Here is a 24,527-nt window from a genome sequence, read left to right on the forward strand (position 1 = left end):
ACGAAACGAGCATTTTATATGGCGAACGATATCAAACACCTGCGTAACATTGCAATTATTGCCCACGTTGACCACGGTAAAACCACTTTGGTTGATAAGTTATTACATCAGTCTGGTACTTTTGGCGACCGTGCAAACATTGCTGAGCGTGCGATGGACTCAGGTGATATTGAGCAAGAACGTGGTATTACTATTTTGGCTAAAAACACAGCCATCCGCTGGACAGATCAGACTGATGGTACCGAATACCGTATCAACATTGTAGACACCCCAGGTCACGCCGATTTTGGCGGTGAAGTCGAGCGTGTTATGTCAATGGTTGATTGCGTCTTGTTGGTAGTGGACGCGGTTGATGGCCCAATGCCACAAACTCGTTTTGTGACGCAAAAAGCATTTGAACAAGGTCTAAAGCCGATTGTGGTTATCAATAAAATCGACCGCCCAGGCGCGCGTCCTGACTGGGTCATGGATCAAATCTTTGATCTATTTGATAATTTGGGCGCAACCGATGAGCAGCTTGATTTCCCAGTAGTATATGCTTCAGCGCTAAACGGTATTGCAGGTTTAGATGCTGATGATTTGGCAGAAGACATGACGCCGCTATTTAAAACCATCGTTGATGTGGTACAGCCACCTCAAGTAGATGCAGATGCGCCATTCCGTATGCAAATCTCAAGCCTTGATTACAACAGCTTTGTTGGTGTTATCGGGGTTGGTCGTATCCAGCGCGGTAAAGTAAAGACCAACACACAGGTCACGATTATTGATAAAAACGGTAAAACACGTAATGGCCGTATTTTAAAAATCATGGGTTACCACGGTCTTGAGCGTATCGATGTAGAAGATGCGCAAGCAGGTGATATTGTTTGTATCACGGGTATCGATGCACTAAATATCTCAGACACCATCTGTGATCCAAACCATGTAGAAGCCCTGCCAGCGTTGACGGTTGATGAGCCAACGGTATCTATGAACTTCCAAGTAAACAATTCACCGTTTGCTGGTCGTGATGGTAAGTTTGTGACGTCACGTAATATTCGTGAGCGTCTAGAGCGCGAACTGATTCACAACGTCGCCCTGCGCGTAGAAGATACAGAGTCTCCTGATAAATTTAAAGTATCAGGTCGCGGTGAGCTACACCTTTCAGTATTGATCGAAAACATGCGCCGTGAAGGTTTTGAGCTTGGGGTATCAGGTCCTGAAGTTATCGTAAAAGAAGTCGATGGTAAGCTACAAGAACCGTATGAAAACGTGGTTTTTGATATCGAAGAAGAGCATCAAGGCCCTATCATGGAGCAAGTTGGTCTACGTAAAGGCGAGATGACCAATATGGAGCTTGATGGTAAAGGTCGTATGCGTATTGAGGCAACGATGCCTGCGCGCGGTTTGATTGGTTTCCGTTCTGAGTTTTTAACGCTAACCTCAGGCACGGGTATCATGACATCGAGCTTTTCTCACTATGGTCCGCAAAAGATTGGTGATGTCGGTGGCCGCGCTAATGGTGTATTGGTGTCTATGGCCAATGGCGTATGTCTAGGTTTTGCACTATTTAACCTACAAAAACGTGGTAAGCTATTTGCTGAGCCACAGCTAGAAGTCTACGAAGGCATGATCGTCGGTCTAAACTCACGTAGTGATGATATGACTGTTAACCCAACGACGGCAAAACAGCTAACCAACGTTCGTGCTAGTGGTACTGATGAAGCGTTGACATTGACGCCAGCTGTGAAGTTCACCCTTGAGCAAGCGCTTGAATTTATTCAAGATGATGAGTTGGTCGAGGTGACACCAAAAGCCATTCGTATCCGTAAGCGTTATTTGACGGAAAGTGAGCGTAAGCGTCACAGCCGTAGCAAAAAAGCGTAAGACAAACCAGAGCTTAAACACTCAGTGCTAAAATATAGTACGAAAGTTTGTTTAAGCTAAAAGTTCAGTAATAAAAACGGCTAACCCTAGGGTTAGCCGTTTTTTTGCATATGCGTTAGGACAAAGATAATAAGATTTAGAGCAAAGAATAAAGTAAGGAGTGTAGAGTAAAGCAGCAAAGACTAAGGGGTTACGACCACATAATCATTGGTATTGATTAAGATCTCTGATGGCTGGTCTACAACGATACGTACGACGTTATCATTGACGGCTTGTGATTTATAATAGTTGTCTTCGGCGACGGTACAGCCTAAGCAGCGACCCATGGCACTCCACGGCTCAACGAACAGCTTTTGCTGCGCTTGATCTGGGTTACCCCCGATGATAGAAAATGGCAAACTGACGATATAAGCGGCGGTGCCAGCAACTGCATTGACCAGTTGCAAAGGCTTGCCCACAACGGTATCCACGACCATGGTTTCATAAGAGGGGCCAAAGTCGCTTTCATCAATCTCTATCGCTGCCAACGCAGGCTGCATGCTAGCCGCCATCAAACCTAAGCTTGCGACTGCTGTAAAAAGTTTCTGCTTAACGGCGCGTTGGTTGTTGGCTCTAACAGTCATAATGATATCCTAAAACTCATGATTAATATGGTTTGCTGGTGCTTTTAAAGCAACTAGGAAACCGCGTCTCTATAAAGTTATCGCAATAATAGACAGCTTGAATATTACAGATAGATGAATGATTTGCACAACTTATGTAAGTGCTAGCACTATTAAAGCAAGATGTGCGTCAATAAGCAACAAAAATGCGTACAATCGCGCGGCGGAAATATAAACGGCGATTGTATTATCGATAAACAGTAGAGCATTATGAGTGGTTGTTTAAAGCCAATGAGATAACAGTCAGCTGAGCTGCTAACAGGTGAGCAGCACTTAAGGATTTAGAGGCTGGCAGTTGGCACAATAGACACTTGCGCGGCCATTAAGTTTGATGTTTTTGAGGAGTGTATCGCAGTGTGGACAAGCTTCCCCTTGTCTGCCATAAACATTGAGTGTTTGCTGAAAATAACCTGTGGTGCCGCTTGCCACCGTAAAGTCGCGTAGAGTCGAGCCACCAAGCTCTATGGCTTTTAATAAAATATCTTTGATATGAGCGACCAAAACCAATAGCTGCTCATAGGAGAGCTGATGGGCTGGGGTGGCGGGATGAATACCTGATAAATATAGGCTTTCTGTCGCATAGATATTGCCCACACCAACGACGACCTGCTGCTCCATAATCACTGATTTAATTGCGCGAGCTATCGGCTGCTTCTTTGATTTGGTGGTGCTGGCAGCCGCTGTACCATTGCTGTCGTTAGGTGCAGTTGTTCGCTGAATCAGATGGTACAGATAGTCAGCGGTGAACGCCTCTGACAAAGGCTCAGGGCCTAAGTGATCAAGCAGCTTGGTGCGATAGTCTCGATACCAGAGCACCGAGCCAAACCGTCTAGGGTCATAGTAGTGCAGCTGGGTTTTGTTGTTGTCAGTATCGCGAAATGTGATCAGCAGATGATCGTGTTTGCGTTTTTCGGTCGCATGCTCGTGTTGTTGCAGGCTGCCTGACATACCCAAATGCACTAATAGCTTTTTTGGCTCCTTTATATGAGCGTGCTGAGAGCCATCATCAGAAGTAGAGGGTGAGAAGTTTAGGATCAAGTATTTGGCGCGGCGCTCCACACTGACTAAGGTATGATGAATCAAACTTCCCAAATCATCTGGCATAGCCCAGCGCAGTTTTGGCTGAAACACTTGTATGTCAACAACTTGCTGACCATGTAAGGGGCTTAGGCTGGTCTTGGTGGTTTCTACTTCAGGCAATTCCGGCATGATGTTTTATGATAACTCTATGATTAAGGTAAGTTTGTAGGCTCAGGTCAAGGGACAGGCTATAAAAATACGCGCCTTATGCGACGGCACGTCTGGCATGCAAGATACCGTGCTGCTGCTCGAGCTTGGCCAGCAGTTTAGACAAGTGCGCCAGTCCTGATACTTCGATATGGAACTTCAAAAAAGCGATATTGTCGTCATTACTTAACGTCTCAACTTGGCGAATATTGACGTTTTCTTTGTCAATAATCTGTGTCAAATCGCGTAATAACCCTCGTCTGTCATAGGCCTCTATATGTATATCAACTGGTTGATAGCGGCCAGGTTGGACGCGCCAGCTGGCCTCTACCTCGCGCTCAGGATCACGCTCGATGAGACGCAGATATTCTGGACAGCCACGATTGTGGACACTGACACCGCGTGACAAGGTGATATAGCCGGCGATGGGTTCGCCATGGATAGGGTGACAGCAGCCCGCCAAGCTAATCTCTATATTATCCAGTCCATCGATTCGTATCTTATAGGCATCGAGCTTGCTTGTGTCTTTGGTATCGATGCTGGGTACAAAATCCTCTGGCGGTCGCTCTGGCTCTAGCTGTAGCTGACGCGAGATATGACTGGTGAGCTGGTTTAAGCCGATGTCACCGGTGACCAACCCGACGATGATATCATCGGTATTATTGACATTAAAATGCTGGGTATAGTCATTGAGATCAATGCTGTTGGGATGTACGGACAAGCGCTCAAGCTCTTTGCTGAGCATTTGTCGCCCAATCTCGATATTTTTGTCACGGTCTTGCTTGTTAAACCATTGGCGTAGTTTTGAGCGTGCACGGTTGGTATGGATATAACCAAGCGAGGCCACCAGCCAATCACGATTAGGCTCACGTGAGGCTTTGGTGATAATCTCTACTTGCTCGCCCGTTTTGAGCTGGTAGGTCAGCGGCACATAGCGCTGATTGACTCGCGCTGCCTGTGCGCGGTTGCCCACCTGCGTATGGACATAATAGGCAAAATCAAGGACGGTCGCGCCTTTTGGCAGCTCGGTGATATCGCCATCACGACTAAAGATATAAATGCGCTCCAGCTCATCGAAATCGACTAACTGTTCTTCTTCATCAAGCTCCAGCTCTTCTATTTCTTCGCCTGCTAAAACTGCCGAGCGCGGCTGGTTGCGGGTTTCGTTATTAATGGACAAAAGCTGCCGCAGCGAGCTGATTCTTTGATTGAGGTAATTGTCTTTTTTGTTTTTTAGGCCTTCTTTATAATTGACATGCGCGCACATGCCAAGCTCGGCCTCGAAGTGCATCTCGCGCGTTCGAATCTGTACTTCCAGTGATTTGTTTTCGGCAATGACGGCAGTATGCAGCGAGCGATAGCCGTTGGACTTCGGGTTGGTGATATAGTCGTCAAACTGCTCTGGAATATAACGCCATAAGCCATGTACGAGCCCAAGTACGTGATAGCAATCTGAGGGGCTGGTGACCAAAACCCGTAGCGCCCGAATATCATAAAGCTGATCAAACGATAAGCCTTTGAGCTTCATTTTTCGATAAATCGAGTAGATGTGTTTGACGCGTCCCGACACTTCTCCTTCGATACCGGCGTCTGCCAGCGCCTCATTGAGCTTGTCTTGCACGCGCTGGATATAAGACTCGCGCTCACTGCGTTTTTCTGACAGCAGCTTAGCGATTTCTTTGTAGCGCTCAGGTGCCAGATAGCGAAAAGCCAAGTCTTCTAGCTCCCACTTTAATTGGGCGATACCCAATCGGTGCGCTAGTGGGGCATAGATGGTCATGACTTCTCGCGCCACGCGATTTTGCCGCTCCTTACTAGAAAACGTCAGCTCACGCATGGCAAAGGTACGCTCGGCAAGCTTTATCAGTACAACACGGACATCGTTGGTGACCGAGATGAGCATGCTGTAGATGTTAGAGAGCTGGTCGCGCTGGTTGTTGACAAAGTGGTCTTCTAAACGCTTGTTGCTCTCGATGATCTCCGACAGCTTACCCATCGCTAGGGTATCTTTGACCAAGGTGGCGATGTCTGCTCCGAAGTTTTTTTCGATATCTGTCAGGCTAATGATAGACTTGCGCGCGCTACGATAAAGCATCGCTGCCACCAAGGCATCTTCGTCTTGATACAGGTACGTCAAAATATCGGTCATGCCAATACCTGTGACATAAGCGCCTGAGCGCTCGGACTCACTGGTATTCATATGGCTGCGAATAAACTCACAAGCCGCGCTGAGATTGGGCACCGCATCTTGGCCGATACGTTTGGCGACATTGTCCAGCCACGTTGGGACGTCGATGTTGACTTGATCTAGATTAATCGCCTCCAGCTCTTTTTTGGTTAAAGTGTTGTTTTTGTCCAAAAGCGGATTTTTTGCATACTCATTGGCAAGTTTTGGGTCATGTGTATGCAGCGCATGATCGGCGGAGCGATCAAAGGTGGTGTGCAGCTTATGAGTGGCCAGTTGGTATTTGATATCGAGAGGAATTTGGGCATAGCTATTGGCAGATTGGTGAGAGCGCTGGCTCGCAACCAGTTGCGCCGCTAGTGTGGCACTGTCAGCTTGAGTGGTTTGTCCATCCACCAACGGCAATCCTTCACGAATTTTGACCATAGCCGACTCCTCTTAGCTATCTTGAATTGATTATAACTTCATCTACTCTGCACGCACTTTGGATGAGATCACAAAGTGTCAGCTATAAACCAATACAACTGCTAAAAAATCCTTTTTTAGCAGCTATAAAATGCAAATAAAATATATAAAGCTATGAGTGCAAGTCTTCGCCATGTGCTGATAGAGTAGACATAGGAAGATTGTTTATTATTATCTCATTTTGAGGCGACAAATCAAGCGAGGCTATGTAATGTCTGTTGTTGATAGGTTGAACTAGCGGGTTTGCCTCGCGATATTATCTATAGTTTTAATAAAGACAGCGTGTTCTTTTTTGATAAAGACACGCCGGTAATATCAAACCGCAACCTTCTCAAAACGGGCAATGGACTCTACATGACCGGTATGACAAAACATATCCATCACCCCAGCATGTGTCAGGCGATAGCCTTGCTCTAATAAAGCCTTGGTGTCGCGCGCGAGCGTCGCTGGGTTACAAGAGACATAAACGATGCGCTCAGCGTTGAACTTGGGCAGATACTGCATAATTTCCCACGCGCCAGAGCGTGGTGGGTCGATCAAGAGCGCATCAAAGCCTTGGTTGGCCCACGGCTGATCTGAGCAATCATGCGTCAAATCCTGACTATAAAATTCTGTGTTGTTAAGGCCATTACGGCGAGCGTTGTCTGCGGCGCGCGCGGTCATTGCGTCACTGCCTTCTACGCCAACCACCGAGCCTGTCTCTCCGACAAGCCGCGCTAAGGGCAGACTAAAGTTGCCCAGTCCACTAAACAAATCCAGTACCCGTTCGCCTGCTTTTAAATCCAACAAGTCGCAAGCAAGCTTGGTCATTTGACGGTTGACGGATAAGTTCACTTGCGTAAAGTCAGTTGGAATAAATTCATACGTCAGGTCAAACTCGGGTAGCTGATAATACAAACGTCCAAACTGCTGACTCATATCATCATCAGCGCTCAAGGCGATACGCTGAATGCTATCAGCACCTTTGGGCTGTAGATACAACTGCCAGCTGCGCGCTGCAAAAAACGCCTTTAGCTTTTCTACATCCGCCTCTGACAACGGCGCTAAATTGCGTACGATCAAAGCAACGGGCTGATTGCCGTCTGGTAGCCCGTCTATTTGTTCACCCATCGCCAGCTCAAGCTGGGCAATCTTGTCACGGCTCTCTAAAGTACTAATCAGCGCTTTTAGGTTTTCAATCTCAAAACCGATACGCGGGTCTAGAATATGACACTCGTTTAGCTCCGCCAAAAAGTTACTAGAGCGCTCTCGAAATCCGACCAACGCTGTTTCTTTTTTGGCGACATAGCGTACGCCCAAGCGCGCTTTGGTGCGATAGCCGAGGCGATCACCGACCACAGGCGCCAGCCAAGTATCAGGCTCGGCATTGGCCTGATGGATGAGCATCTCTGCCAGTACAGACTGTTTAAAATTGATTTGCCCATCTGGCTGCCAATGCTGCAAGCTACAGCCGCCGCAGACGCCGAAATGCGGGCAGGGCGGAACCGCGCGCTCAGGATTTGGATTGGCCGTAATACTCACAGCGTCGCCTTCTTCAAAGCTGGCACGACTGTTGGTCAACTTCACTAAAGCGCTCTCACCTGGTAAGGCAAAGCTGACAAAGACTTTTTTGCCGTGCTTGTCTTCGATATGGCCGTCATCTACGCCAAAGCCATTACCATATATCGCCACGCCGCGACCATCATGTGATAGACCATCAATCGAAAAAGGCAGCGGCTCGGCTTCTTTTAACCGTCGACGTGTCTTTGAAGAGGGTTTGGATTTTTTTTTGTTGGGCGGAATGGTGATTGTTTGGCGAGCGCTCTCAGGCGTCGTCGCCTCGGGTGCCGTAGAAGTCTTTGAATCGGTGGGCTGCATAAACCTGCCTTAATAATAAATGATAAATAACGAAAAATAAGATAAGGGTGAGTGCTACTGTGTATAGCTCTACTCATAGCACTGCGGTAATATCGGATGGTCAATCACAGGGTTTAAGCGTCGGGTGCCGACGACCAATCAGCGATAAACTCATGATGACGTGGGCGACCATCTGCTTGGGTATATTGTCTTAAATAAGTCAGGCTCTGCTGCTGCCATATATCAAAATCCTGCAAAGACAGCTGTCCAGTTAGTCGTAACCAGCGCAAATAAATCAGCCACGTATTCATGACATCAGACTCGCAATATATCGACAGTGTCTGCCAATCTGCCTCATTAACCAGATCGCCCACCATGCTACCATCGACACTGGTCTTGCCAGGCAGACCGTAGAGGCTTGCGACCACATCCATGGCTTCGCGGCGACTGGCACCATACTGGCTAAATCTATCCATCAAGTCTAAATGGCGAGTATGAAAGCGATTGACATAATTATCAAAACGCATGTTTTTGATGCGCTCGCCTTCTTCAAATAGCCACGGCGCTGCCAAGTCATACTGCATGGCGCGATAAATAAGCACCGGAATATCAAAGCCAGAGCCGTTCCAGCTGATCAGTTGCGGCAGTTTTTCAAGATCATTAAATGCCCGAAAAAACTTAGCAAGAATGTCTTTTTCGCTAAATTTGTCCGCCGTCAAAGAAAACAAAGAAAACTGACCGTCCTTGATATACAGCGCTGATATACAGACGATACGCTGCAGCGGCAGACGCATAAAATCATGTCCTGCTTCTTGTGTGCGTATCGCTATCAGTGCGCTGAGGGCATCGGCATCGTTAAGCTCAGCCAACTGTGGATAGATACGGCGCGCCGCATCAGTATCGGCAACGGTCTCGATATCGAAGACCAGTATCGGGTCGGATGGTAAGGCTTGTGACATAGGTAAACCTAATTAATTGTTTGCTTATTGTGCGGCGTTTTCTGTACCGTTAACGACATTGTTGTCATTAACCTTGTCGTCATTAACCTTGTCATCATCTACATTGTATAAACCAGTCGATAAATAACGATCACCGCGGTCGCAGACGATAAAGGCGATGACGGCGTCTGGATTGGCTTTGGCGACTTGTAGCGCCGCCCATGCTGCTGCCCCAGATGACACCCCAGCGAAAATGCCTTCGGTTTTGGCCAGTTTGCGCATATAGACTTCGGCGATACGTTGATCGACATCCATCACCTCATCGACCAAATCAGCATCAAAGATACCCGGCATATACTCAGCAGGCCAGCGGCGGATACCTGCAATAGAGGCGTTTTCATCAGGCTGTAGACCAATCACCTTAATATCTGGGTTTTGCTCTTTTAGATAGCGAGACACCCCAGTGATCGTGCCTGTGGTCCCCATAGAGCTGATAAAGTGAGTGATTTTACCGTCTGTTTGTGTCCAAAGCTCAGGGCCTGTGGTGAGATAATGCGCTTGGCTATTATCAGGGTTGTTGAACTGGTCCAGCACAATCCCTTTGCCATCGGCTTGCATCTGCAGAGCCAAGTCGCGCGCCGCTTCCATGCCTTCATCGACCTCGATGAGGGTGGCACCATAAGCCGTCATGGCGTCTTTGCGCTCTTGGGTTGAGTTGGTCGGCATGAGTAGCGTCATCGGATAGCCGCGCATGGCGGCAACCATGGCGAGCGCAATACCAGTATTGCCGCTGGTGGTCTCAATCAGCATATCACCTGGCTTGATATCACCGCGCAGCTCTGCTTGATAAATCATGTTAAATGCTGGGCGATCTTTTACCGAGCCTGCTGGGTTATTGCCTTCTAGCTTGGCCAAGACCGCCGTGCCACCAGCAATCTGCTCTTGCTCAGGCAAGCGCTGCAATTTCACCAAGGGTGTCTGCCCGACGCAATCGGCAAGGGCGGTAACTTGAGAGATGAAGGTGGCGTTTGACGTGGCCGTAGCTGACATAAGATACCCTTATTGTTAATATGAATGTTCAAACCTGATTTATGCACTTGCAAAGCGTGACCGTGTTGACCTTGATTGCTTAAAATCAACGACAGTTTTTTATCGTTGTCGCCGTGCATGCAAACGCTCGTCTACTGATGCATACGATGAGACTGTCGCCAAACGGGCATGACAGCGCGCAAAAATAGCGGCAAGTAAAAAGCTGCGTCATTATATCATTTTGTTTTTGCCTACGCTGAATGCATGCAGAGATTTTGGTAAATGAATGATGCTTATAAATGGTAGTTGAGACAAATACTGTTAAAATACTTGTATGATTCAGAGACGTTATGATGCAGCCACCACACTTATCGCCACGACTGATACCCAACGACTGATAGCTATAGCCAAGTGATAACGATAGCGCTATAGTACAGGACGCGATGGCGCAAAGTCGCTGTGATAAACCTAGCGTATGTCCTCCATTCAATTGATAGTCATCTTATCTTGTTTTTATCATTGTTTTAAAATGAGGACACGCCCTAGCAAAACATTGAGATGAGAGCGAGCTTGCATGGCACACAAAAAACGTTTTGATACCAGTAGCGCCTATGGTCAGCTGATCATATTGGTGTTTTTGCCGATATGTATATTGGCCGCTGTCGGCGGTATTTTGGTGTTTCATGAGACCATGCGTGCCAGCGACTCTGAGCAAGAAGTGTTGGCCGAGGCGGTGCTGATTCGTTATACCCCAGAGATTGCAGATCTGATTCCTGAGCTGTTAGAGCAAGAGCGCCAGCAGGCGGGCAGTGCCTCCAAGGCTGCCGTCTCGACGCTAGAGGGTATTCGTGACAGGCTAGGCCGCATGCAGTCCGAGCAGCACGTGCAGCGCATCGCGATTGTCAATGAAGACAATAAGGTGCTGGCCACGGTCGGTTATGGGCTCAATGAGCCTTGGCCATTGATTGATGCTTCAGCGCAATTTATCTCGCAAAAACCCACGCCGATTGGCACTGCTTATGGCAGTGTGCTTGGTGAATTTGAAGGACAGCGGCTGTGGTTGCTCGTCGATATGGACAACGAGCCGCTGTATATCGCGCGTTATCGCATCGCCATGGCGCTAGTGATTACGGGGTTGTTTACCATCCTGATTTTGCTGTTGAGTTTAAATATTTACTCAAAACGCTGGATCGCACCGATTTATGAGCTGCGCTTGCAGTTGCAGCGCACTCACGTAGACAATTTATATCAGCCGATTCCGGTGGAGTCGGATGGCGAGCTAAATTTATTGCAGCAAGATTTGGTCAATACCTTGCGCCGCTTGCACAGAAGCTTTCAAGACCTCAAAGACCATGCCGAGCAGACTGAGGATGACTTGCGTTTGGCGTTTGATGAGATGGAAATGCAAAACATCTCGATCAGAAACGCGCGTGATGCCGCCATCTCAACCAGCCAAGCCAAATCGGCGTTTTTGGCCAATATCAGTCACGAGCTACGCACCCCGCTCAACAGTATTGATGGTTTTATCAACCTACTAGCGCGTCACGGCGAGCTAAATCCTGAGCAAGACTTGTACGTACAGACCATTCGTAAATCCTCAGCGCATCTGCTGGCGCTGGTCAACGATGTCTTAGATTTTTCTAAAATCGAGGCGGGCAAGCTGGTGCTTGATCGTCATGAGTTCGATCTTTATGACACTATTTATGATGTGGTCGATATGCTCTCGCCAGTCGCCGCCGAAAAAGGCCTGCGCATGGCAGTGCTGTTTTATAACGATGTGCCGATGCGTATCAATGGCGATGCCTTACGCCTCAAGCAAGTACTGACCAATATCGTTGGCAATGCGATTAAGTTTACCGACAGTGGTGATGTGGTGGTGCGGGTCAGCCTTGATGATCACCGTGATAATTATCTGATGATAAGTGTGCAAGACAGTGGTAAGGGCATCTCGCTTGCTGATCAAAAAATGCTGTTTCAAAGCTTTAGTCAAGGCGATCCTTCTATCACGCGTCAGTATGGCGGGACTGGGCTGGGTTTGGTCATCTCCAAGCAGCTGACGCGATTGATGGGCGGTGATATTGGGTTTTATGACAATGCGCAAGAAAACATTGCCAATCAAGGCGCGACGTTTTGGTTTCGCATGCCAGCGCACGTCGATGTGCTCGAGGCGGCGACAGGGCAGACCATTGAGCTGCCTGTGCTCGCGCCGCTTGCTAGCGAGACTGATGAGTTTAATGTGCTGGTGTGGATCAACCATCCAGCCTCGATACAAGTGCTCAAAGCCAGTTTGCAATATCTACCAATTCAGCTGACCCAAGCCAACTCATTGCCAGGCGTGCTTGAGTCGTTAAAAGAGCGTGGTAACTACTGGGACTGGGTCATTGTCGATGATGATACCCAAGACGATATGATGGCACTATTAAAACAAATTCGTCTGCACTATCAGGGCAAGCTTGCTGTCTTTGGCTATCAAGTGGCCGCCGATCAGGCTCTGCTCAACCGTTATCATGCCAATATCTTATATGAGCCTTTGGATAAAAGGCAGCTGTATGCCATGCTCGATACACAAAATCGCCGCCAGCCAACGAGTCTGCAAGAGCCGCGCTGGAAAGGGGTGACGGTATTGGCGGTGGATGATCATCTGCCCAATCTCTTGGTACTCGATGCGCTGCTTAGCGAGCTGGGTATTCATGTCGTCACCGCCAGTAGCGGCTTTGACGCGATAGAGATTATCAGTAAGCAGCAAACCAAAAACCTGAAAACTGCCAAAAACCAAAAGCAAAGCCTGTCAAACAAAACCCAGCTCTCTAAAGCCGAAGCGCGAGATGACATGAGCAAAAAGTCAAATTCTGTGCTGTATGCAGAGGAGACGGTCAATGAAGATAAAGGCAGCAACCAAGACAATTATGAAGATACCCACAAAGACAGCATCGACTTGATATTTATGGATATCCAAATGCCGCGTATGTCTGGGCATGAAGCGGCCAAGCAAATCCGCAGTATCGAAAGCGATGACAGTCACATTCCTATCATTGCCTTGACAGCGCATGGGCTAGCTGATGAGCGTGACAAGCTGATAGCCAGTGGTATCAACGACTATGTCGGCAAACCTATTAGTCAGCCGCAGTTGCTGCAAGTGCTGCAAAAATGGCTGGGCCGCACCTCGACTACGCCGCAACTAACCGCGCTGTCTGAGGCCAATCTACATGGATTGGGCTTGCAAGACACGGATGCGGCCTCTAGTCGCACCGACGCGCACACAGATACTGACACGCAAACCTTCTCTGAATGGCCGCTGGGCGCGACGACCAGCACGTATCCTGTCAGTAAAAGCGCGCGCACCACCGATGCCAGCGAGCCGCCAAAAATAACGCGACCATTATCACTCAAAAAAATCCGTGATGACTATTTGCGTGACAGTCAGCCGCGCGAAGACTATAGACGAGAGACTCAGCCGCGCTACGACAGCTTACGCTTACAAAAGCAAGGACAGGCGCCGTTGCTGAGTCCGCCATCAGGGTCGATGGATCATGCCAGCGAACCAAATACTGATCTAGCCGCGCGGCCGCAGGAGCAAAAGTATACAGCGATGGACAGCCCGCATTCAGAGATTTTGGACTGGCAAGATGCGCTGACTCGCTCAGCCAACAAGCCTGATCTGGCAGCCAAGCTGATCATCATGATGCTCGACACCATCAATGATGAAAAGCAAGCGTTGACTCAAGCATGGGAGGCGCGTGACCGTAGTATGCTGGCGCAGATTGCCCATCGTATATTGGGTGGTAGCCGTTATACTGGCGTGCCGCAGCTGCGTCAGGCCAGTCAAGATTTAGAAGATAAGTGTTTATTAAATATCCAGCATACCACGCCTGCGCAGTTTGCCATGCTCCAGCCTTATTACGAAGCGCTACTGACCGCATTAAATAATTTGCAAACGCTGGATTTGTCCGCTTATCCGCAGCTCAATTACCATCGTCTAAGCGAAAACGACATGACGTGGAAAATGATTTAGGAGCAGTGACTAAGGAATAGTGACTGAGAAACAATAAAAAGCGCAACTTCATGTTGCCATGCTCATATAATCGATCCACCATAAAATAAATACCGTGCGACTGGGAGTGATTTTGCGCAGCATCTACCTGCATCGCACAGCAAGCAAAACTGATACCAGTCGCGCGCAAAAAATCACGTACTTCTTTTATTTGATATTGACAATACAGTCTCGCTATAAAGTATCGTGGCAGTCAGTTATTGCTAAGGTAGGATATGGATAAGCCTGCTAACATTATCGCTATCAGTCTATCTTTTACCCATTCATAAATAAGGATCGTTATGAACGCCATTGCAACTTACCAATACGAAACGCTACAAGTGAGTGTCACTGATAATATACTCACTGTGACGCTAAATCGTCCGCACAAAAAAAACGCCATGAGTTTTCAAGTCATCGATGAGCTGATCGCTGTGGCAGGCCGAGTGAGCAAAGATAAGACGATACGAGCGGTTATTTTAAAGGGTGCAGAAGGGACGTTTTGTGCCGGTATCGACTTGGGCGATTTAAACCATCCAAAAAACCAAGCGTTTGCAGTGTGGGAGCTGATTAAGCCATGGCAAAGCTCGTTTCAGCGTGTTTGCTTGGTCTGGCGTGATGTGCCAGTACCGGTCATCGCCGTCTTAGAGGGCTACTGTATCGGCGCTGGGTTACAGCTGGCATTGGCCTGTGATGTGCGTATTAGCCATCCTGAGTGTAAACTGTCTATTATGGAAGCCAAATGGGGGCTGGTACCAGATATGGGATTGACGCAATCGGCGTATGGCGTGGTACGAGAAGACGTTCTCAAAGAGCTGGCAATGACGGCGCGCATCATTAATGCTAATGACGGCAAAGAATTAGGATTAATCAGTCATTGTAGTGAGACGCCACTTGAGCAAGCACAGCAGCTCGCCGCTGAGTTTGCCGAACGCTCTCCTGACGCTGTGCTCGCCAGTAAACGCGTCATTAATGCCATGTATGAGCAGCCTACAACCACGCTCTATAAAGAAAAAATCTGGCAGATTAAGATGATGCTGGGCCGCAATCGCAAGCTGGCCCTTAGAAAAGCCAAGCAAGCAAGCACCATCTTTGCCAAGCGACAGTTTCGCTAGTCTTTTATAATGAGTCATAAATCATAAGGGTTTACATCAGAGGTAGAAAAATTTAGACAGAGTCTTATGCTTTATATTGATTGTTTTTAGTTGTTAAGTCGCGTGTTATGGCTATTGAAATACGAGTGGACAGCACGATATAACACTGTCAGCTTGCACAGATTTGGATAAAAATGCACTATTGTCGTTAAAAACATCTATTTCATGCATCTTATAAGTGCTTAAGTAATCATCACTATATAAACGGTCTAACTATGTCTGCCCCAAAATCCTCTCTTTCAAAGAAACCTATCACCGCTGAACGAGTACGTTCTGCTGATCTGCCTGTTGCGTGGATTATGATGCTGGGGTTGATAGTTGCGGTAGGACCGTTATCCATTGATATGTATCTGCCTGCGCTACCATCAATGGCAGATGATTTTGGCGTATCTACCGCATTTATGGCCAACTCAGTCCCAGCGTATTTTGTGGGTTTGGTATTTGGTCAGTTGTTTTACGGCCCCTTTAGCGATCGCGTTGGTCGAGTCAAGCCGCTGTATATGGGCATGACGCTTTATGTGATTGCCTCTGTTATCTGCGCGACCACGGATAATGAGTATGTGTTGTTTGTCGGCCGTACCATGCAGGCTCTTGGTGCCTGCGTTGGGGCAGTGGTAACTCGAGCTGCGATTCGTGATCGGCTAACGGCTAAACAAACCGCAAAAGCTTTTTCGATTATGATTTTGGTGATGGGTCTGGCACCGATACTCGCGCCGTCTTTGGGCGCACTGTTTTTACAGTTTTTTAATTGGCACTCTATCTTTTGGTTTTTGGCCGCCTTTGGTGCTCTCAATCTATTACTGACGAAGTTTTTCTTTTTCGAGACATTGACCGAAGAAAATCGTAACGTACGCCCTGCCAGAGAAGTGCTGAGCCAGTATTGGGACTTATTAAAAGATCCCAGCTTTAACTACCCTGCGATCGGTGGCGGACTGTTGATGGGTGCGATGTTTGTCTATATCAGCTCAGCTTCTGAATTAATCATGGACACTTATGGCGTCTCGGCCACGCATTTTGGCTGGTTGTTTGGGATGAATGCGGCAGGGTTTGTGGGTTTGACTCAGCTGAATCAGTGGTTGACCAATCGCTTTCGTATCTTGAGCATATTACGTTTCGGGGCGATGATGCAGGTGCTCTCTGCAGGCACGTTGTTTTTTGTCGGTATATTTTTGGGGACCGATGCTTGGTTGCCACTGGTGCTGGCGTGTATTTTCTTTTGTATTGCAGGCTTAGGATTGACCCAGCCAAACGCCTCGGCGATTGCGCTGGCTTTTCAAAAGCAGCGTGCGGGTATGGCAAGCGCGCTGCAAGGCTCGCTGATGTTTTCAGTGGGTATTTTTGGTGGTTTATTATTAAACTTATTCCCTCTTAATCCAGTGTTAAAAATGGGTATTGCACTTTTTGTCCTGATGAGTTTGGGTGCGTTTTTAATCTGGCAGATAGATCGTAATTTAGACCTCGATGACGCAGAGTAGCGGCTGCAAGTTTTTGAGACACCCAATATTGGGTGTTTTTTTTGTCTTAATAAAAAGGTTCTTGACACGAGTCTTGTGTGCTTTTGACTTAAAGATGGCCAACACCATCTCTGGTAACGCTCGGACGGAGTTTGGGTCAGAGTTTATTATCTCGCCGCCGCATATCGTCGAGAGCGCGCCTGACGTGTCGTATCTACCCAAAGATCGGCAAAGCTATATCACGCCCTTTACCTGGCGTGGTCACAAGGCCGTCATCGGTATCTGCATCACTTAATGACAATTAACTGATAGCGTCTCGTTTATCACTTTGCCTCAACGAAAAGCGACAAAAAAGCGATACAATGGTATCGCTTTTTTGTTGATACGACGATTTGAGGCGTGAGGCTCACGAGTTGTTAAATTGCGGTTTATCCTCATAAAGCGCTGGAGGTTGTGAGGCGTTATATGATAAAATACGGCGCAGCTATTTCTATAATTTGCTTTATAGGAGGGGTTTGAGTTTTTTGCTAAAACCCAACATGGCTTCTTTTTTACACCAACCAATGACACACACATCATGGCAAAAAATTGCTGGGTGTTTGGCGACTTGATTAATTTGCAAGTTAGGTCAGTGCCATGATTATAGGCATGATTCACAGGCAGATGCGTGTTGCTAGATAGGCAGTTTTTGTGATGTGGAGGCATAACCCAACCAACAGGATATTTCACATGGCTACAAACAACCCAACCAAAATCGAAATGCGCGACTTACTACAAGCCGGCGCTCACTTTGGTCACCAAACACGTTTTTGGAACCCAAAAATGGGTCCTTATATCTTTGGTGCACGTAACAAAATTCATATCATCAACCTAGAGCACACCGTAAAAGCGTTCAACGAAGCGTTGACTTACGTAAACGGCCTAGCTGCCAAGAAAAACAAAGTATTGTTTGTTGGTACCAAACGTGCCGCTAGCGGTATTATCCGTGAGCAAGCCCAGCGCGCTGGCATGCCATACGTCGACCATCGCTGGTTGGGTGGTATGTTGACCAACTGGAAAACGCTACGTCAGTCAATCAGCCGTCTAAAAGAGCTTGAGAAGCAATCAGAAGACGGTACTTTTGCTAAGTTGACCAAACGTGAAGCGCTTGAGCGTACTCGCGATATGGAAAAACTTGAGCGTTCACTAGGCGGTATCAAAGACATGGGCGGCCTACCTGACGCTATCTTTGTGGTAGACGTAGATCACGAAGCAATCGCTATCAAAGAAGCCAAAAACCTTGGTATCCCAGTAATCGGTATCGTTGATACCAACTCTAGCCCAGACAATGTTGACTACATCATTCCAGCTAACGATGATGCTATCCGTGCTGTGACTCTATACGTCACGTCTATGGCTGATGCGATCATCGCTGGTAAAGAATACGCACAGACTCAAGCGGGCGGCAAAGCTGAGCAAGCACCTGCCGAAGAAGCCAATGCAGAAGAAGCAGCAACGCCAGCTGAATAATTCGCTGCATTTAAAGTGTTACTTTGTAAGGATGTCTTGATAGCACCGCTAGCAGCGTCCATATAAAGTCATTAATGATAAGCTCGTAGTAGGCATGATGCAGTTTTACTCGTCATGCCTTGTTGTTAAATAATAGCGCTGAAACCATGGCTATTACATAACGTGATGAAATGATGGCTGTCAAACGCCCTCAATCAATAACTGCTATTACATAAAGTATATTAAATACATGCTGATGACATGATCGTCATCTATCATAAACTGGCCAAACGAGTATTATCGTTTACTCCAGTGGGTAGAGTTGCTGGATGTCATGATTTGTTTTTATTAATAAGCAGATAATACGAGCGTTTTTCTTAAGTCATCAGCAGCCTTGAGAAAAATAGACATTAAGCCCTCCTATACATAACTATACTAAGGTGACTCTTATGACAGAAGTAAAAGTATCTGCCAAAATGGTAAAAGAATTGCGCGACCGTACTGGTCTTGGCATGATGGAATGTAAAAAAGCCCTACAAGAAGCCAATGGTGATGTTGAAGTTGCCATCGATAACTTGCGTAAATCTGGTCAAGCAAAAGCGGCCAAAAAAGCAGGTAACATCGCAGCTGACGGCGCTATCATCATCGCTCAAGGCGACAATAAAGCGTTTTTATTAGAAGTAAACTGCCAAACTGACTTTGTGGCAAAAGACGCCAACTTTACTGCTTTTGCAGAAAAAGTAGCCAACATCGCGCTAGAAAATAACGTCACAGACGTTGCTGCTATCTCTGAGCTACCATATGGCGATGGCCAAACCGTTGAAGAAGCACGCGTGGCTTTGGTACAAAAAATCGGCGAAAACATTCAGGTGCGCCGTGTAGAAACCCTAGAAGGTGCCAACCTAGCATCATATCGCCACGGTCTACGTATCGGTGTTGTGGTATCGTATGAAGGCGGCAGCGAAGAGACTGGCAAAAACCTAGCGATGCATATCGCAGCGTTCAACCCTGTAGCGGTCGACGACGAAAGCGTTGATGCTGATGTGTTAGCTCGCGAAAAAGACATCATCGAAGCCAAAGCCAAAGAGTCTGGCAAGCCTGACAACATCATTGAAAAAATGATCGAAGGTGGCCTACGTAAGTACCTAGACGAAGTCACTCTACTACGTCAGCCATACGTCATGGACAACGACAAAAAAGTTGGCGATGTCCTAAAAGCGGAAGGCGTAAAAGTACTAAGCTTCAAACGTCTAGAAGTGGGTGAAGGTATCGAGAAAAAGCAAGAAGACTTCGCAGCTGAAGTTGCAGCGGCTCAAGCGGCTAGCAAGTAATATCCAAGTAACATCTCTGTGCACTTGCACTGATGAGGACGGTTAAGCCCTTGGCTTTGCCGTCAGACACAAAAAAGCCCGTTACTCGATAACGGGCTTTTTTGTGTCTGAGTTTGACCAACTTTATGGACTTACTAGCGTAAGGCCTCGTAGGCAGATTTGATATAACTTGGGCTGTTGCTATTATTGCTCGTGCCATAGCTGACGTTTTGTAGCCCATTGTTTGTACTGTTCATATTGACTTGATTGCTGGCATTGATACTGGCGCCAGACAGGCCAGCGTCATTTTTGTATAAGCTATGATAGCGGCTCATCACTCTTTTGACATAGTTGCGCGTTTCTTTAAAAGGCGGGATGCCGCCGTATTTATCGACATTGCCCTCGCCTGCGTTATAGCCTGCCACAGCGTGCTCGACGTTGTTATTAAAACGGCGCATCAGCCAGGCGATGTATTTGGCTGAGCCTTCGATGTTGTCGGCAGGGTTCCAAGGATTGCCCACATTAAATCGCCGTGCGGTAGCAGGCATTAGCTGCATCAGCCCTTGAGCGCCGACTGGTGAGCGAGCATTTGGATTAAAAGCTGACTCAGTATGCATCATGGCTTTCATCAAGGCAGGATCGACGCCATGACGTGCCGCGGACGCGCGAATATAGCTATCATAGGCATTGCGACTGGCACTACTACTCGCCGGACTGCTGCCATAGCCATTGCTGCTGCCGTCATACATCTTAGAGTCTTTATAGTAAGTGACTTTGACTTTTTTGGTGAACTTATCAAAGTTGCCACTGGGGCTAACGTTGGTCAAGAGCACCTGACCGCCTTGGTCTTTGTAGATATACATATTGCCTGCATGAGCACTCACACTCAAGCTTGAAATAGCAAGGATACTGGCAATACCAGCGGTGGCATTTAATAAAAACGGAGACAAACAGCGAGTCTTGATGGTAGTCGTATTTATCATAGAGATATCACTTTTTATCGAGTAGTCGCAAATGACTGTCGCTGATGAGTCGGCCAGCTTATAAAGGCAAGTGCTTATTTTATCTGCCGTGTTTTGTCGCCAGCTACCTAGCAACAACCCTGACGTCTTCATGTTTTGTTAAAATCATTTGCAATAGATACAAAAAATAATAGTTGTTTACTATAACATATAATAACTTTTTGACGCATGGGATTGTCAAAATAATAAGAAAAAGTGAGCATTATTTTGTAAATAATACGAAATAAATCAATAAGCTATCATTTGCAGTGTACGCATGTCAGTGCCAGCTCAGCTGCCGCAAGGGCTGATGATGATAGTAAGTGGCTATGATAAGTGAGTAGGAGCGGTGGGATAAGAGCAAGAGGATAAGAGCGGCTAATGCTTTGAGCTTGTCTTTAATTGATGAGAGGTCAGGGAGTAGCTATAACGCAACGGCACTAACAAATATCGGTACCCAAATCGCGGTCACCAGCCCATTGACTGCCAGTCCAAAGGCTGCATAGCGTCCGGCGGTATGACTGATCTGCCACGCTTCGACTGTACCAAAAGCGTGAGCGGCCAAGCCAAGTGCTAAGCCTTTGGCACGGTCATCATCGACACGGCCAAATAAAAAGCGCGCCAAACTACCCCCAAAGATACCTGAGACAATGATGATAAGGTTGGCCATCGCCAGCGGCGCTTTGATCAAATCCGCCACACTAAGACCGATAGGGGTGGTCACTGAGCGGGTGGCAAATGCCAGTATCGTCTCGTGACTGAGTGACAGCAGATAGGCGAGCGACATTGGCAGCAAAGCACCGACCACGCTTGCAATCATGACGATAAGGGTGAGTTTTTTGACAGGTAAGCCTTTAAAGTTCATGGCGGCGAGTGGCACTGCCAATAAAACCGTGACGTATCCTAAGAGATGGTCAAACACAGGCTTTGCGACGCTATAGTAGTGATTGTACTCCCACTGCAGCACAAACAAAAACAGCAAAACCAGCGCTAAGGCCGTGATGACCATCGGTAGCCACGATAGCTTACGCGCTAAGATACGGGCAATGACATGGGCAACCAAGGTCAATAATATCGCCGCAAGGGTTGCTGTCAATACGCTATCAAAAGTCATAAGTCTGCCTTGTTCATTCAGCTGAGCGCTGCTTTTATTACTTGCTAGTGCTGCCGGTGTTGCCAGCTTGCGAGTCACTATCAGTGTCTTGATTGAGCCAGCGGTTGGCCAGCAATGCTAATCCCCAAAGCGGTATCAAGGTGCTGATCAGAATCGTCAGCATCACGCCCCACAGCTCGTCTCCTAAGGCAAATAACAATAAACCTGCACCAGCAGAAACGGGCAAAAAAGCAAAACCGCTATCAACCAATAACGTATTGCTGGCTTGAGTGAGCCAGATAGGTAGGCCTTTTAGCAAACGCCACGCCATCAACACCACAAACATCGCCACCAAACCGACGATATTGGCCGCTTTTTCGATACCCGCCCATTGACAGACCAGCACTGCTGTTTCACGGACAAAAATAACCATCGCTAATGTTAATATCAGCGCCAGCCATAGCGGTAGGTTGGAGGAGTGAGTGGACTTCATAAGCAGTTTTGGCCAAATCGGAGATGGGTAGGCGCAGTGATAACGGTTGGCGCATGGCTATGGCAGCTGCACCCTTATAAGTACATTGTGTCGTTATGGTATTTTGTATATGGCATATCGTATAGGCGATTATATAGAGAGTTACGTAACTAATAAAGCCTATCGTCGTGACTAAATAAAAGAGAGATAAAGAGATACATTGCATACATTCGCTAGACTGGTACAAAATTTTTTGCGTGCTGTGCTTGCGCCGACAGATGCTACGAAAAATTTATTTCAGTCTCGCTGTATCCTTTTTTTATTGACCTGACTATAGGTATAACCGCCCTAGTATCATCGCGCTATTTTGTCTTATGGTATTAGGGAAGGTGGCTTTGAGAGAGACGGCTTTAAGCGAGGCAATAAAAAACAGACGATATCAGCGATACCGTCTGTGTGTAGGGCGTTGTCTGTAGGTATATCAAAGCGGTTTGCAAATAAAAGCTGAGCCGCCCGCCGTCTGCTCTTATAAGTTAAGAGTCCGGTAGGCTGCTTTTTTGAGGCGAGGACGGTGCTGTGTTTGTCTCAAACTCATCAAAGGCTTTTTCTTCGGCCGCAGTCAAGGTAGGCTCTACGTTCTCATCTGGCTTTTCAAACTCCTCAAGCGTCGGCATCAGTAGCGTCGCTTGCGCCAGTGGTAGGACATCTACAGGATCGAGATTGGCTTGTCCAAGCAGCTGTTTGAGCCGATCGCTTGGCAAGCGAATGGTTAGGCACTCGTGGCCTGTGTCATCGTAGCTTTCTTCTAAGATGACGCCTAGCTCATACAAGGTGTTTTTAAATTGACCTGCACCATAAGGCAATGTCAAATCAAAGGTGGTCAGTGCGCCAGTGAGCAGCTGCTGTACGGCAAGCGACAGCGCTTCTATTCCGAGGTTTTCTTTTGATGAGACGTAGACGCGGTTTGGCTGGCCTTCGCTGGCATAACCAATATGAGCAGGCTCACCTGTGATATCGATTTTGTTATACACATTGAGCACGGGTACGTCGTTATCAATTTCGGCCAACACATTTTTTACCGCTTCGATTTGCTCGTGCATGTCTTCGCTAGAGGAGTCGATGACGTGTAGTAGCAAGTCCGCCTCTAGCGTCTCTTCTAGTGTCGCGTGAAACGACTCGACCAGCTCGTGCGGCAAATGACGCACAAAACCGACAGTATCGACCAGTACCACACGTCCCACGCCTTGCCAGTCAAGGCGACGTAGCGTCGGGTCGAGGGTAGCAAACAGCTGGTCGGCGGCATAGATGTTTTCGTCGACCAAGCGGTTAAACAGTGTCGATTTACCAGCGTTGGTATAGCCGACTAGCGAGATGGTCGGTACGTCAGATTTTTGTCGACGGGCGCGGCCTTGTGCGCGGGTTTGCCGGACTTTTTCAAGCTTAGATTTGAGCTGGTTGACTCGCGTTTGTAGTAAGCGGCGATCGGTCTCAAGCTGGGTCTCACCCGGCCCGCGCAGACCGATACCGCCTTTTTGCCGTTCCAAATGCGTCCAACCACGTACCAGCCGTGTCGATAAGTGGTTGAGCTGCGCCAGCTCCACTTGTAGCTTACCCTCATAAGTGCGGGCGCGCTGAGCAAAAATATCCAAAATCAGTCCGGTGCGATCCAGCACGCGGCATTTGACCACCGACTCGATATTACGCTCTTGTGAGGGCGATAAGCTGTGATTAAAAAGAACAATATCGGCGTCGTGCTCACGCACTAGCTCTGCAATCTCTTCTGCTTTGCCGCTACCCACAAAAAACTTGGCATCAGGCTTTAAACGTGAGCCTGTCACCAATGCCAAACGATCAGCACCTGCTGAGTCTGCCAGTAGCTCAAACTCGCTAAGATCGTCAGGGTCTTGGATTTGCCGAATATCTAAATGTACAATGATGGCACGCTCGCCACCTTCATGTCTTTCAAAATAATCCAAAGAATATCACCTATTTAATAAAGTAAATAAATCGCTACCATCTGTCTGTCAACTATCGAGGCGGCGTTCATATGACCTTTTATATGTGGTCTTATCTGTTGATATTAAAGCGTAACGGCACAATTAGCGATAGATTTATGTTACACAGGTTTGTGTTTTCTAGCGCGAAGAGCGGCTGGTAAGTTAGCGCGTTTATAAGCGGCTTTATTGCGCGTTTGTATAAAACTTTGTATAAAACTAGGCACTGACTCAGTGAACAGGCTATCACTGAGGCGCATAACTTTGCTATACTTAGCTCGTTTTTTTGTTGATATAAACAGCAGTTATTTAATCATGAGGGC

Annotated in this window: 17 protein-coding genes; 7 read left to right on the forward strand and 10 right to left on the reverse strand. The window is 47.4% G+C overall.

Annotated features, from left to right (window positions below):
* Positions 1 to 18: 18 nt before the first annotated feature.
* Positions 19 to 1,866 (forward strand): translational GTPase TypA, encoded by a 1,848-nt coding sequence (gene typA, locus C6W44_RS07160; RefSeq protein ID WP_105244817.1) that lies wholly within the window; start codon positions 19 to 21, stop codon positions 1,864 to 1,866.
* A 182-nt stretch (positions 1,867 to 2,048) separates the two neighbouring features.
* Here the strand turns inward: typA and C6W44_RS07165 are convergent, their stop codons facing one another.
* From C6W44_RS07165 to cysM, 6 genes are all read right to left on the reverse strand, one after another.
* Entirely contained in the window at positions 2,049 to 2,489 is a 441-nt protein-coding gene (locus C6W44_RS07165) for a hypothetical protein (protein WP_105244818.1), read from the reverse strand.
* 312 nt (positions 2,490 to 2,801) lie between these two features.
* The gene (gene mutM / locus C6W44_RS07170; protein WP_105244819.1) at positions 2,802 to 3,737 is read right to left on the reverse strand and encodes a bifunctional DNA-formamidopyrimidine glycosylase/DNA-(apurinic or apyrimidinic site) lyase; all 936 of its coding nucleotides are present in this window, start codon (positions 3,735 to 3,737) and stop codon (positions 2,802 to 2,804) included.
* Positions 3,738 to 3,813: 76 nt separating this feature from the next.
* The gene (locus tag C6W44_RS07175; RefSeq protein WP_105244820.1) at positions 3,814 to 6,366 is read right to left on the reverse strand and encodes a RelA/SpoT family protein; all 2,553 of its coding nucleotides are present in this window, start codon (positions 6,364 to 6,366) and stop codon (positions 3,814 to 3,816) included.
* Positions 6,367 to 6,720: 354 nt separating this feature from the next.
* Complete coding sequence (rlmD, locus tag C6W44_RS07180; RefSeq protein ID WP_105244821.1) at positions 6,721 to 8,262, reverse strand: 23S rRNA (uracil(1939)-C(5))-methyltransferase RlmD; 1,542 nt, start codon at positions 8,260 to 8,262, stop codon at positions 6,721 to 6,723.
* A gap of 113 nt (positions 8,263 to 8,375) precedes the next feature.
* Positions 8,376 to 9,200, reverse strand: a complete 825-nt coding sequence (locus C6W44_RS07185; protein WP_105244822.1) for a 3'-5' exonuclease — start codon at positions 9,198 to 9,200, stop codon at positions 8,376 to 8,378.
* 24 nt (positions 9,201 to 9,224) lie between these two features.
* Positions 9,225 to 10,229 carry a cysteine synthase CysM gene (gene cysM / locus C6W44_RS07190; protein ID WP_105244823.1) on the reverse strand — a complete coding sequence of 335 codons (1,005 nt, stop codon included), beginning with the start codon at positions 10,227 to 10,229 and terminating at the stop codon, positions 9,225 to 9,227.
* A gap of 553 nt (positions 10,230 to 10,782) precedes the next feature.
* Between cysM and C6W44_RS07195 the strand changes: the two genes are divergently transcribed.
* From C6W44_RS07195 to tsf, 6 genes are all read left to right on the forward strand, one after another.
* The gene (locus C6W44_RS07195) at positions 10,783 to 14,220 is read left to right on the forward strand and encodes an ATP-binding protein (protein WP_105244824.1); all 3,438 of its coding nucleotides are present in this window, start codon (positions 10,783 to 10,785) and stop codon (positions 14,218 to 14,220) included.
* A gap of 320 nt (positions 14,221 to 14,540) precedes the next feature.
* Entirely contained in the window at positions 14,541 to 15,353 is an 813-nt protein-coding gene (locus C6W44_RS07200) for a crotonase/enoyl-CoA hydratase family protein (RefSeq protein WP_105244825.1), read from the forward strand.
* A gap of 254 nt (positions 15,354 to 15,607) precedes the next feature.
* A complete protein-coding gene (locus C6W44_RS07205) occupies positions 15,608 to 16,867 on the forward strand; it encodes a multidrug effflux MFS transporter (RefSeq protein WP_105244826.1) in 1,260 nt (419 codons plus the stop codon).
* Positions 16,868 to 16,961: 94 nt separating this feature from the next.
* Entirely contained in the window at positions 16,962 to 17,141 is a 180-nt protein-coding gene (locus C6W44_RS07210) for a hypothetical protein (protein ID WP_227526384.1), read from the forward strand.
* 434 nt (positions 17,142 to 17,575) lie between these two features.
* Positions 17,576 to 18,355 (forward strand): 30S ribosomal protein S2, encoded by a 780-nt coding sequence (gene rpsB, locus C6W44_RS07220; protein ID WP_100748923.1) that lies wholly within the window; start codon positions 17,576 to 17,578, stop codon positions 18,353 to 18,355.
* Positions 18,356 to 18,783: 428 nt separating this feature from the next.
* Positions 18,784 to 19,665 carry a translation elongation factor Ts gene (gene tsf / locus C6W44_RS07225; RefSeq protein WP_105244828.1) on the forward strand — a complete coding sequence of 294 codons (882 nt, stop codon included), beginning with the start codon at positions 18,784 to 18,786 and terminating at the stop codon, positions 19,663 to 19,665.
* Positions 19,666 to 19,799: 134 nt separating this feature from the next.
* Here tsf and C6W44_RS07230 read toward each other — a convergent pair whose 3' ends face one another.
* The 4 genes from C6W44_RS07230 to hflX form a co-directional block, all read right to left on the reverse strand.
* Positions 19,800 to 20,627, reverse strand: coding sequence for a lytic transglycosylase domain-containing protein (locus C6W44_RS07230; RefSeq protein ID WP_105246541.1), 828 nt, complete (start codon positions 20,625 to 20,627; stop codon positions 19,800 to 19,802).
* A gap of 442 nt (positions 20,628 to 21,069) precedes the next feature.
* On the reverse strand, positions 21,070 to 21,759 hold the full coding sequence (locus C6W44_RS07235) for an LrgB family protein (protein WP_105244829.1): 690 nt from the start codon (positions 21,757 to 21,759) through the stop codon (positions 21,070 to 21,072).
* Positions 21,760 to 21,796: 37 nt separating this feature from the next.
* Positions 21,797 to 22,231, reverse strand: a complete 435-nt coding sequence (locus C6W44_RS07240; RefSeq protein ID WP_105244830.1) for a CidA/LrgA family protein — start codon at positions 22,229 to 22,231, stop codon at positions 21,797 to 21,799.
* 512 nt (positions 22,232 to 22,743) lie between these two features.
* Entirely contained in the window at positions 22,744 to 24,186 is a 1,443-nt protein-coding gene (hflX, locus tag C6W44_RS07245) for a ribosome rescue GTPase HflX (RefSeq protein WP_105244831.1), read from the reverse strand.
* Between the last annotated feature and the right edge of the window lie 341 nt (positions 24,187 to 24,527).

The sequence above is a fragment of the Psychrobacter sp. Marseille-P5312 genome, assembly GCF_900291405.1.
Taxonomy (GTDB): Bacteria; Pseudomonadota; Gammaproteobacteria; order Pseudomonadales; family Moraxellaceae; genus Psychrobacter; species Psychrobacter celer.

What these genes read in the sequence shown, in the direction of transcription:
- tsf (WP_105244828.1), top strand. Translation starts at nt 18,784, where the DNA reads ATGACAGAAGTAAAAGTATCTGCCAAAATGGTAAAAGAATTGCGCGAC.
- typA (WP_105244817.1), top strand. Translation starts at nt 19, where the DNA reads ATGGCGAACGATATCAAACACCTGCGTAACATTGCAATTATTGCCCAC.
- C6W44_RS07195 (WP_105244824.1), top strand. Translation starts at nt 10,783, where the DNA reads ATGGCACACAAAAAACGTTTTGATACCAGTAGCGCCTATGGTCAGCTG.
- C6W44_RS07185 (WP_105244822.1), bottom strand. Translation starts at nt 9,200, where the DNA reads ATGTCACAAGCCTTACCATCCGACCCGATACTGGTCTTCGATATCGAG.
- cysM (WP_105244823.1), bottom strand. Translation starts at nt 10,229, where the DNA reads ATGTCAGCTACGGCCACGTCAAACGCCACCTTCATCTCTCAAGTTACC.
- C6W44_RS07205 (WP_105244826.1), top strand. Translation starts at nt 15,608, where the DNA reads ATGTCTGCCCCAAAATCCTCTCTTTCAAAGAAACCTATCACCGCTGAA.
- C6W44_RS07165 (WP_105244818.1), bottom strand. Translation starts at nt 2,489, where the DNA reads ATGACTGTTAGAGCCAACAACCAACGCGCCGTTAAGCAGAAACTTTTT.
- mutM (WP_105244819.1), bottom strand. Translation starts at nt 3,737, where the DNA reads ATGCCGGAATTGCCTGAAGTAGAAACCACCAAGACCAGCCTAAGCCCC.
- C6W44_RS07235 (WP_105244829.1), bottom strand. Translation starts at nt 21,759, where the DNA reads ATGACTTTTGATAGCGTATTGACAGCAACCCTTGCGGCGATATTATTG.
- rpsB (WP_100748923.1), top strand. Translation starts at nt 17,576, where the DNA reads ATGGCTACAAACAACCCAACCAAAATCGAAATGCGCGACTTACTACAA.
- C6W44_RS07200 (WP_105244825.1), top strand. Translation starts at nt 14,541, where the DNA reads ATGAACGCCATTGCAACTTACCAATACGAAACGCTACAAGTGAGTGTC.
- C6W44_RS07240 (WP_105244830.1), bottom strand. Translation starts at nt 22,231, where the DNA reads ATGAAGTCCACTCACTCCTCCAACCTACCGCTATGGCTGGCGCTGATA.
- C6W44_RS07210 (WP_227526384.1), top strand. Translation starts at nt 16,962, where the DNA reads ATGGCCAACACCATCTCTGGTAACGCTCGGACGGAGTTTGGGTCAGAG.
- rlmD (WP_105244821.1), bottom strand. Translation starts at nt 8,262, where the DNA reads ATGCAGCCCACCGATTCAAAGACTTCTACGGCACCCGAGGCGACGACG.
- C6W44_RS07230 (WP_105246541.1), bottom strand. Translation starts at nt 20,627, where the DNA reads ATGATAAATACGACTACCATCAAGACTCGCTGTTTGTCTCCGTTTTTA.
- C6W44_RS07175 (WP_105244820.1), bottom strand. Translation starts at nt 6,366, where the DNA reads ATGGTCAAAATTCGTGAAGGATTGCCGTTGGTGGATGGACAAACCACT.